The sequence below is a fragment of the Aeromonas sp. QDB25 genome (genome assembly GCF_027707725.1).
Classification (GTDB): domain Bacteria; phylum Pseudomonadota; class Gammaproteobacteria; order Enterobacterales; family Aeromonadaceae; genus Aeromonas; species Aeromonas caviae.
The window spans coordinates 1-10,845 of the sequence record NZ_JAPCIZ010000103.1 but is presented as its reverse complement, the minus strand read 5'-3'; the positions used below and the strand labels follow the sequence as shown (position 1 = coordinate 10,845).

General features: G+C 53.5%; 9 protein-coding genes. All 9 read right to left on the bottom strand.

Going from position 1 to position 10,845, the window contains the following annotated elements; translation table 11 throughout:
- Positions 1 to 296: hypothetical protein (locus PG883_RS21265; RefSeq protein WP_270808061.1), on the bottom strand; the 296-nt coding region annotated here is incomplete at its 3' end.
- A 103-nt stretch (positions 297 to 399) separates the two neighbouring features.
- Positions 400 to 1,119 (bottom strand): hypothetical protein, encoded by a 720-nt coding sequence (locus PG883_RS21260; protein ID WP_171865415.1) that lies wholly within the window; start codon positions 1,117 to 1,119, stop codon positions 400 to 402.
- Between the two features lie 101 nt (positions 1,120 to 1,220).
- Positions 1,221 to 1,736 carry a hypothetical protein gene (locus PG883_RS21255; RefSeq protein ID WP_161507897.1) on the bottom strand — a complete coding sequence of 172 codons (516 nt, stop codon included), beginning with the start codon at positions 1,734 to 1,736 and terminating at the stop codon, positions 1,221 to 1,223.
- Positions 1,737 to 1,749: 13 nt separating this feature from the next.
- The gene (locus PG883_RS21250) at positions 1,750 to 2,820 is read right to left on the bottom strand and encodes a hypothetical protein (RefSeq protein WP_114523107.1); all 1,071 of its coding nucleotides are present in this window, start codon (positions 2,818 to 2,820) and stop codon (positions 1,750 to 1,752) included.
- Positions 2,821 to 3,026: 206 nt separating this feature from the next.
- Positions 3,027 to 4,955 carry a VWA domain-containing protein gene (locus PG883_RS21245; RefSeq protein ID WP_270808058.1) on the bottom strand — a complete coding sequence of 643 codons (1,929 nt, stop codon included), beginning with the start codon at positions 4,953 to 4,955 and terminating at the stop codon, positions 3,027 to 3,029.
- 61 nt (positions 4,956 to 5,016) lie between these two features.
- Positions 5,017 to 5,979: a DUF3150 domain-containing protein gene (locus PG883_RS21240; RefSeq protein WP_161507895.1), complete on the bottom strand. Its 963-nt coding sequence runs from the start codon at positions 5,977 to 5,979 to the stop codon at positions 5,017 to 5,019.
- A 262-nt stretch (positions 5,980 to 6,241) separates the two neighbouring features.
- Entirely contained in the window at positions 6,242 to 7,297 is a 1,056-nt protein-coding gene (locus tag PG883_RS21235) for an AAA family ATPase (RefSeq protein ID WP_161507894.1), read from the bottom strand.
- A 111-nt stretch (positions 7,298 to 7,408) separates the two neighbouring features.
- On the bottom strand, positions 7,409 to 8,497 hold the full coding sequence (locus PG883_RS21230) for a toprim domain-containing protein (protein ID WP_171865413.1): 1,089 nt from the start codon (positions 8,495 to 8,497) through the stop codon (positions 7,409 to 7,411).
- Positions 8,498 to 9,647: 1,150 nt separating this feature from the next.
- Positions 9,648 to 10,733, bottom strand: coding sequence for a 3'-5' exonuclease (locus PG883_RS21225; protein ID WP_270808056.1), 1,086 nt, complete (start codon positions 10,731 to 10,733; stop codon positions 9,648 to 9,650).
- Positions 10,734 to 10,845 lie beyond the last annotated feature (112 nt).

Sequence of the window (10,845 nt, the reverse complement as noted above, 5' to 3'; positions counted from 1 at the left end):
CGTTTACTTGGCGAAAAATGCCCGTCGAACCAAGCAGCGAAAATCGATACAGAACAGGACCTTAGAAGGAATTTCAAATGAAGTGTTTTCTTAAGGTCCTGTATATGAGTGCAGGTATGGGTACAGCCAGCATCAAACTGGTAGGTATCGACATGCAGCATGTCGAAAGAGATGGAATATTGGCCACAATCAATATCAAACACGTAAGTCGAATTAAGCACTGCACAGTTGGAATCAATTTGACGCGACGTAATGGAGTCGGCGTGTTTGATGGCAATAGCGTTGATCTGTTCCATGATAAATATCTCCATTTGCCATAAGGCATGAATTTCCATAAAGGGGTTGGCAGAAACCAAAGTTTCTTAGGGACCAACCAAGAAGGTGTGGTCCCTAAGCGGGTCATGCGTACATCAAAGCGGCAGTCCACACATGGCCGAACAACCGCTCACCGAGCGCAAGGATCTCGCTGGCGATACGGTTGTGGCGGTAGGGTGTGCCGATGACCAGGTTTGCTACACGAGTGGCCAGCAGAACTACGTGGCTATCGGTATCCCCCTGGAAGAGGTCGTGTTTGGCTTTGAAGTGCAGCGCCAGGAGGTCACCCTCTATGCGAGCCAAATCAGCCATGACTTCCAACTGCTCCAAACTCACCAGCGTTTCGGCCAGCGGGGTCTGGATCTTACAGACAGCGTCCACACCCTGAGCCAACAGGCGAGTAGCTTGGCTACTCAGCGTGCGTGCTTTGGGGTGGGAGAGAGGGCTTGCAACAAAGGCCATCGCGTCGTTAAGAGCGCGATTAGCCAAAGTGTAACGACCCTTCATCCGGCACTCTTCTGCATACGAGAAGAGCGCATACGCCCGGTTTACCCGTTCCTCTTCGCTTTTCAGCGTTTTGGCGTCGACATTTCTAACAGTGCAGGCTTGCTGTCCAGCTGCGGTATAGAAGCGCAGCGTGAAAGCGATCTGACCGTCGCAAAGCACAGCGAAATTCGCATAGCCTTGTACTGAGGCGGACATTTGCTTTACCAGCGAAGTAACGAACTGTTCGCAGTCTTGGTTATTACCCTCGAAGACAAAGTTGGTCTGGCTATCAAGGGTGTAGGCTTTGAAGTTGCTCATAGGGGTGCTCCATGCACGACAAAGGCACCTCACGAGGTGAGGTGTCTTGCGTCGTCAAAATGCCAAAATGGCGGTGATGACCGAGAAGGTCGTTAGGTGGCTCAGTGAGCCTTTGAGGTACTGCTAGACATGAGTTGGCGCATCAGGTCGGTCACCATGGCCAGTCCCCGTTGCCAGGTACTGGTTTCAGTGAGCCGATCAAGCTCGCCGGGAATAAGCGTGCGATAGCCCATGTAGATGGCGTCTCTCAGAGCTTCTTCCGGGGTGGTGTAACACATGTGGCTTTGCGGGCCATGGCTGTCGTAGAAAGAGAGCCGATAGCCGCCGTTATAGCGCGGTTCGGGGAACACACAGGCTAGGTCTGCACGATCTCCTCCACGGCTCAACTCCAGGCCACACGCATCGCCGCCGTTTCTGGCAACGATGTCGTCTATCACCTTTTGTCGGCACTGGTTGATGTAGTCCTGTTGCTCCAGCAGAACGGTGATGATGTCGATGTCGACGTCATCAGAGTCTGCCGGTAAGCGGGCCAGGAAATCTGACATAGAAGCGGTAGGTTCCACCGCCAGGTCGGCAATCAGATCAGGGCAGGCCCTGATCTCAGCTTTACTCGGCATGATGTCACCCTCCTCAGTGGAACTCGGCATTGAGCGCTTGAACTGCCCAATCTGTCCCGATATAGCCCCACACCTCGTCAGACACACCCGTTTCCCATTCAGGATCATCTTCGGTGCCTACGTTTTCGAACGTCGCTACGACAATCCCATAGCATTCGCCAGCGAGATAAGCGTTGTACTCATCGAGCACGTTTTGACACAGCGCAGTCCGAGCCCGGTCGCGTCCAGTCTCCAGCATGGCGGCGGTAGCCGTTTTGCCAGAGGCGAACTTCACGAGCCAAGTCCACGCATCTGCCCAGGTAGCGAACTCCGGTTCCACACTCTCTCCCGTTGTTACCTTCCATCCTTTGCCACGACCCATGTCTTCGATGTTGCCGAAGGCATAGATGGACTCGTTGTGGTTGATATTGTCGAGAGCGAGCTCATCGGGTACCCAGACTCCAGCCCTACGTGCGGTATCCCAGTGGCAGCTGTTATGCGTCCCACTGATACTCCACAGCGTGCCTGAGTGCTCATAGCAATCGAGTGATACAGCGTCACGGTTACCAATGACGCCGCGAGCAACCAGATCACTCCACACATCGGTCGCCACTTCCAAAGAGAACGAGAAGTCCCAGAGGTCTTTCCCGCTCACGCTCCCACCAGCGGCCTGCTGCTTCCAGAAAGCGGTAGCACGGCGCTTGAGGTACGCGGTTGTGGATTCGGTCTTGCGACCGGTGGACTCAGCCCAAACACAAAATTCGGCCCGGATAGAGGCTTGCCGTATCCATTCCTTACGGAACGCATCTTCGGCAGGGCCCCCGTTGCTCAACAGCTCCAAATCTGGCTGCCAGTCGGCATCCAGAGCCAGCGCTTCTTGCATGTGCGGGTGTTCGTCTCGTGCGTGACGGTGTGCGGTGAACAGGTGTCCCTGACCATCGCAACATACCATCGGGTCTTCACCATCCAGATCGTCAGCCAAATAGCCGACCTTGAGGGTATTGCCCTCTTGCTTGACTATGAAATCCTCGAAGTCCATCACGAAGGAGGGTGCTACGGGGAAGTCCAGCTCACCAATTTCGGTTTTCAGTGCGGTAGTGTTCATTGAATTGCTCCATTGCCAAAAGGCATGTAATTCCAGAAGGGAAATGTCGTATCGCCGGATGGCGATGAGGTACAGGCAGGCATTGGCCGATTCAGGGTGAACCAGCCTGGTGCGTGCTTAAGTGGGGGTGTGACCGATGAGGGTCACGGAATGACGCCAGGCCCACGACTGCACCCGGTGGGGTGAGTAGTGGGCTGGTGGCGTGTTTACTTGCGGCCCATGACCATCTGCAGAACCTCAGCGAACATCTCGGGGAGATGTTCAAGGTCAGCGCAGAAGGGTTGGAGCTCAGGAGCCAGACCGTGCAGCATTTCGTTACCATCGCCAAAGCGAATGGCACAAATCACACAGCCGTGCTCTTGTGCGGCAGGAACGACGTCCCGCAGGTCACCATAGCCATCGGTGAGGATGAACACGATCTTCGTGTCTTCCTTCCGGTGAGCCAGATTTCCCATTGCAGCAAAGGTGGCTTGCGCCGTCTCTGTGCAACCATTTGGCCAGGACAATTGGCTCAACTGTCCGCGGGTCTCCCAGTCATGAACGAGGTTTGCATCGTCATTGAACTGGATAACAGACACCGCGAAGTCCTTGAGACCTTGCAGAGCTTTAACCAGGGAGGCACAGGCCACACCCGCCGGTTGGTGAGTGACAGGCCACATGGATCCACTGGTGTCCAGCATGATCTGCACGGCAGCAGAGGGGGTCTTTGCACGGGTACTGTGCTCAAACACCCGCAGATTGCCCGCAGGGATACCAGCTAACCGACGCCCGTTGAGCTTGCTGCCCGAGGTACGAGCAGTGGTTTTGCTGGTGGTAAAGCTCGCGCACCATTTCTTCAATGAAGTTTGAGCTGATTGCACTGCACGTTGGTTGATCTCGTACTGGCACTTGTTCGGGGTCATGTAGCGGGTCAGCACCATGGAATCCACGAAGGGATCCAGTGTGCCGGGCTCATACGTTTCCTCGAATCGAGCGTTCATGCGCTTGGCCACACCAGAGCAAATATCCTCCGGCATGATCTCGTCACCACAATCGTCGAACCAGTTACGGTCAGGTGTATCACCCTCGCTCGGACCGTTGCCGGTACCGTTCAGAGAGTCAGTGTCACCGCTTGCGTCACCGTCAGCTTCGCCTTGGGCATCGCCTTGGGCATCACCATTGGATTCACCGTCAGCATCGCCTTGGGCATCATCATCGGATTCACCGTCAGCATCGCCTTGGGCATCACCATCGGATTCACCGTCAGCATCGCCTTGGGCATCACCATCGGATTTACTGTCAGCATCGCCTTGGGCATCACCATCGGTATCACCTTCAGCATCATCGCCTTCGGCATCACCATCGGTTTCACCTTCAGCATCATCGCCTTCGGCATCGCCATCAGCGTCACCATCAGCACCGTCGCCTTCATCTTCCGATTCCTCAGAGTCAGACTGCTGTTGTTGCTGTTGCTGTTGCTGTTGCTGTTGCTGTTGCTGCTCTTTATGCTGCTGTTCCTCTTCTTTCGCCTCGTTCAACCAATCAACAATGTCGAGGGCCAAAACGAGAGCGCCTTGGGAAGAACTGATCTTGCTCAGCCGGACAAAGCCTTCCACGAACTTCGCGTGAAGCTCAGGGCTGACGCGACCTTGCAGCAGGGAGAAAGCCAGTTCGGATCTCTCCTTCATGGCCAACTGCTTGAGCAGGTGATAGCGCCCACCGTAGAGGTAGAAGCAGGACACCAGCGAGGTCAGGCCCATGCCTTGGGAGGGCATAGACCACATATCGCCACCTTCGCACAGCTTCTGCACCATGCGATTGAGGTTGATGGCAGCGCCTTTGTAGCGCAGACCAATCAGAGCCTCGATCCGAATATCCTCAAGGATGTTGGTCAGGTGTTTCACAGTGCTACCGGCAGCATACGAGGCTTTCACCACGTCCCAGTCGGTAAAGCGGACATGACCACATTCATGGTCGATGTAGCCGTCCACCAAGAGCATGTCCTGTTCGGTCATGTTTTGGTTGATGGCAACCGTGATCACCCAGTTATGGCCAACTTGTTGGCAGTAGGTGCCATGGCCAGTTACTACCTTGGTGTTTGCTCCGCCAACGGTGGAACCCAAGGTGCTCAGAACCCGCAGGTTTAATTTTTTCATGATTTCATTCCTTGAAAAAAAAACCCTCCGGTTAAGGAGGGTTGATGGCCAGAAGGCATAGTTAAATCCCAAAGGATTCCCAATCGTATCCACCGTCAACCGTTACAGCTGGTGCTGCAACAGTGGCCGGGGTGAACACGGGTGCAGGTGCTACCGAAGTGGTACCTGCTGGATTGAAGATGCTGTTAAGCAGATCGCCATCGACTTCAGCCTGGTTGTTGGTCATCCAGGTATTGATTGCCTGTGGGTCTGCCAGCACACCGAGGTATGCGAGCACGTTCATTTGCTTGTCACCAACCAGGGGCGGGACAAGCGTGGCGGCCAGGGTGTCAAAGGCATCGCTAAACGACCCAAAAGCTGGGTGCAGTATCGCGAAGTCTTTGCACTTCTCAGCAAGCCGTTTGATGGGCTTAATCGACTTGGGGTCGATCTGAGATTTACCGAGCAGCTTATTGATCATGCCTTGCGCGTCTTTGGATATTTCATCCATCGCCGTGTCGACAATCTCATTGGCACAACCATTGAGGTCGTCAGTGAGAGGTTGGAAGACCGACGGAGTCGGCATGTGGATCTTGAACGTTGCCCGGAAGGTATCCCAAGGCAAGCGCACTGCATCAATAACACTCTGCACTGCAGCAGGTTGTTTGCTCTTGTGGTCGTCGATCAAGCGATCGTAAACCGGCTGAAGCAAATCAACCTCATTCATGAACCGTCCCTTCTCTATCTCAAACTCATGGATCAGTTGATCCAGTTTGGCGAGAGGTACCAAGGTACCTGCTCCCCATGCAACGCCGTAAGACTGGATTAACCGGTCGATGGCGTGATACACGGTCGACTTGAAGCGCAGTTTGTCACCTGGGAACCAGACGACGGAGCCAGCGTTGATGGCATCACCGTTCAGGTGGTTGCCATTCAGCACTGCTTCTGCACCTTTCAGAGTTGCCTTGCCGTCAGACCCACGCTTGATGGGGCTTTGGACCAGAGCAAAACCAACTTTCATCAACACTTCCATTGAATCGTTCATAAGATCTTCCTTTTTCGCAGAGCGAATAGAGAGCGCACAGCGCTGGGGTTTCATATCCGCCGGACGTGCCAAATCTCATCAGTCATGTCTGACTGATGGGGCATCGTCCGTTGGAGTAGGGGTTTACCTGTCCGAGAGAACAGGGGGTGAAACACGTTGCAACATTGCAGCGGGCTTCGATTCCTGGGTGTGATCAATCGCACTAGCCATTGCTGACTAATGTGAGGGACACAACAGGAGGGGCTTGCCGGGGGGAGACTGCTTAGAGGGTATTGTTCAGATCACCAGTGGTGGTGAGGTCTGTAGACAAGTTCATACCCAGTATTCTCTGGCAGATGCCATCAAACACTTCACGGTCGGCTTGGCTCAACATATCGCGGTAGGCGAAGTTGATAGCCTCGATGAGGGGAGTTTTCGAACCGAACGCCATGGCAGCTTCCAGCACGTTGCGCTGAGCGCGGGTGCTATAGATGCTGTCCATAGGACGGTCAATATTCCCATCACGTTCAGGACCGAGAGCCGCATCGCGACACTCATTGGCAAGTCTAACCATTGCGGTCAAAAAGCCTTTTTTGAAGCGAGGGAAAGCCATTTCTAGCATTCTCAACTCTTCAGATGCAGGAAGGTACTTAACCTCTATTCCAGCCCAACGTGCGCGAAACGCAGCGTCGAGAGGACGGGAGGACAAATACCTGACTGAAGTACCATCACCGATAGTGTTGGAAGTGCCCCACACACGAGTGTTTGGGTGCTTATCAATCACTTCACCGGTTTCAGGTATGGTGACAGATTTGCCATCACAGATTGCGTGTAAGCGACTGGTGACTTCATCGGAGACCTTATCGACCTCGTCAAACAGTATCCAGCCACCATCACGATAGATCTTCATGATGTCTGACAAAACGTACTTCGTAATCACTCCATCGCCTTGCGGGTTTGGAAGTAATCTGACGCCGCCATCAAGGATGTCGGGAGTCATCGAGCCGTGGCATTCAACTCGTGCGAGCGGAATACCAAGTCGAGCAGCGAGGTAAGTGACCAGTTCAGTTTTACCTGTACCGGTTTCACCACGCAGAAGCAGGGACTGTCTCATGGATGGAGAGCTGGCCCAGATCAATGCTTTCTTACACTCCATAGCTGGCACCACATAATTGAGCGGAGCAGCTGGAACGAGTCCGGCATATTTACCTGGGTTAGCGCAGTGAATAGCTGGGAATGCAATTCCGAGCTCTGGCAACCTGATATTTGCAGCTTCCAATCCGAAGACTGGGGTATCAACAACAACAGGGTCCAGAGTAACAACGTTAGTAGCGTTCATATAAATCTCCTTGTCCGAAAGGGACATTGTCATAACCAAAAGGTTTGGATCTCTGGCCGAATAGTCAGAGAGGGGGTCATAGCCAAAGGGCTTAATTCAACTAAGGGGTAATCAGAGGTCTAGCAACAAGCACTCGCGTACCTGTTTAACAAACTCACGACGTGAACAGTTATAGACATCCAACCAATCAACGCCTTTCTTACCTTCTTTGTCGAATCCTGGGGGTTCCATAGGAACGAGGATCCGAACACAGAAGCCTTCTTGCCGTAATCTGACCGCCAGTGTTTCAGCAGAATCAAGTCCAGCTCCACCGTTGTAGTCGTAGTCAGCGAATATGATCACTTTCTCGACTTCTTTGGGGATCTGTACGGCTTCAAGCAGAGCAGTTGAGTAACACGACCAGGTAGGGAGTCCAGAGCCAGCCATTACAGCAAGTCCAGTCTCGATGCCTTCGGTGAGTGCCAAGATGTTCCCACGCGGTCCTTTACGGGTCGGTGCGAGACGAATGGCGGAGCCCAACAGTTCTTTTTTCTGGCACGGAGGAGGCAACATCATCTTGCGATGAGCGCCTTTGATGCCATGACCGTTTTCATCAAGATAGAGCCGATGGACAGTAGCAACTGAACCGTCTGGCTTTCTCATGACTCCAAGGATGGCGTTTTTGCGAGACACGGTGGCGTGTTCGTCGCGGTGGTAAACATTGGTTGCAACGAGCAGATCAGCGCACGGTATCGCAGGGATGCCACGGCTTTCGCAGTAACTCTTGTAGAGACGGTGACCAGCGGAGGGCTGAGCACTGTTCATCAGGGCACGCAGAGTTCCAGCACGCTTCTTTATCTCATCCTCGTGGAGGATGGGAACGCGGTTGGAAACAACATGTTTGACCTGGGTGGGAGCAACTGTACCGCCGAGCAATTTGATGATGTGCTTGGCAGCTTTACCGGGGTTATTTTCACAGGAGGGTTCAAGGTGCATGATCATATCAATTCCACTAGGAATACGACCGAGATCGTTATGAAAACCAGCGCCTGAATCTTCCCAATCTTTATAGAGCCTGAATTTAGTATCGCCTTTGCCAGTAAATGGGCAGGGCACCTGAGACTTTGTGGCGGCCTGCATAACGCTTGGATAAAGCGTATATACAGAAGACCATCCACCGCGAGAAGACACAAGATCCCACGCTTGTTGAATGATACTCATAAAACCTCCACATTATTTCTTAGCACGCAAGTAACTCGGAGTGTCATAAAAACCCTCGTCATACATTGGAGCCAGCGGTTGCACATGCTTGTTACTGAACATCTTTGCGAACTTCTTCATCAGCTTTTTCATATAAAACTCCTGCCAGAAGGCGTTAATTACCAAAAGGTATTAGTGGGTTACTCAATGAGTGAAATACTCAGCGAGTGGGTATCCAAAAGGATGGATGGTTGGTATTGCAGTGCTCAATCAGCGGAACTTATCTGAGGTCAACACTTCCTCGGGAATAATGCCGAAGCAGTTAAATCCACGAGGCAGGACTACAGGAGTGTATCGCTGAGAACAAGGCTCGACGAACAATCCGGGTGGTAAGGTATTGCTTTGCTTTTTGGAATTTGGAACGGTCTAGCGTGACTGGGTGTGCGAAGTGAGCAAGTCACAAGCAACCAGAAAGAGAGACCATTAGAAAGACCGGGTTCCTAGATGGAGATATAGGACCAGAAGGGGGGGAATATCCGAAAGGGATGGGGGTGGTATCGAAATAACACAGAGCTCAATCAGCGGAACTTAGCTGAGGTCAACACTTCCTTGGGAGAGAAAGCCGGAGCAGTCATCATCGCAAGGCAGGACGACAGTAGTGTATCGCTGAGATTAATGTGGTTTCGATGGTTCCAGAAGGAAGGGTACTGCAGGTGTTGCGGTTTTGAGAGGGCAACGGACTCTTAAAGCAAGCAGCGAGGTGCATTGTGATGTTTTCACTAACAACTCGTTACTGTCACGTACTGCGATTACAGGACGCCGCGTTTGATTGACAAGGAACGCTTAAACTTGCGTGAAGAAAGCACTAAACAAGCAATATATGCTTGAGAAGATTATTCAACACGATTGGGGAAACCGGGCTTGGTCTGTGTGACCAAGGGTAAGTGCGACGCATGACAATAGCCCCAGTCCTTCAAACCCTGTGGCAGCGTAAAGCGGCAGGCTTGGGGAGTGGGGTCACTGTCACAGCGCAAAGCGCGGGGCTTCACATGAGTGCTGATGTCCTGGGAGGACGACAGCTGGTGGAGCCGATGGCCCAAGAGGGCGGAGTATGCGGGCAAAGGGTAGCCTCACGACTAACATATTTGCACAACTTTACCCTGTCAAGCCATCATGCAGCGTTTATGTCAGAAAAGGGACCGTAGCCCGGTTCGTTCGGATCGGCCAGATAGCGCACCCATTTAACCGGCAGCAGGCGGTCCAGCAGCAGCTCATCGAGATAGTGGGACCGCTCCCCGTGGGTATGGAGTTCGAGGCGATGAATAGCCCGCGTCATCCCGACATACATCAGGCGGCGCTCTTCCTCGATCCCCTCTTCGGTATCGACCTTGGGACTGGGGATGCTTTTCACGTTGCAGTCCACGATAGCCACATTGTCCCACTCCAGCCCCTTCGAGCCGTGCAGGGTGGTGAGTACCACGACGGTAGGCTCCAGCTTGAGCTCCTTGTTCTCCCGCGTCGGCGTCAGCCTGCCGACAAACATGGTCAGCCGCTCGTGCCAGCTGCCGGTGCTCTCCTCCAAGATCTTGAGGATGCTCCGTGCAATCGCGAGGTTCTTCTTCTCCTCGACCAGCTGCTCAATGGCTGCAGTCAGGAGGGTTATGTTGCGCTTGATAAAGACCGGGTTGATGGTGTCGGCAAAGACCGTCGTCACCACCTGCAGCAGCTGCTTCCCCTTGCTCTCGGGAAGCAGGTACAGGGCCGCCGAGATGTTCATGGCTCCCCGCTTTTCGAACTCGTTGAGGTCGTCCCCCTGTAACTTCATCAGGGCGGTCAGGGCGTAATGAGCGCTGTCATCCACGTTCTGGTTGAGGATCATTCTGAACACCCGCAGCAAGCTATCTCCGGTGGAGGTGGTCCAGATCGAGCGGCCCGCTGTCCTCCGGCAAGCAATCTTTTGGCTGTGCAGTAGCAGCTCAATCTTGTCCAGATGAAAACCCGTGCGTGCCAGCACTGCCCAGCTGCCGGTGTGGCGGGTGATGTTCTCAACCAGGCTCTCATAGGAGAGCTCGCGGTTTGCGGCTTGAATGATGGTCACGTTGCCCGCGTGGTCGGCGGCCGCCTTCATCTCCTTGGGGATCCGTCCCTGGTTGGTGGTGATGATGCGCTCAGCGGCCTTCAGGATGTCGCCGCCGCAGCGGTAGCAGGTAGAGAGGTAGTAGGTCTTGGCATCAAAGCGCTCGGTGAACTGGGACATGATCTTGAAGCCGAGTCCCCCCCGGAAAGAATAAATTCTCTGGTATTCATCACCGAAATCGTTGATGGACACCCGTGTGAGCGCATGTTATTACATCCTGGCCAATTTGACC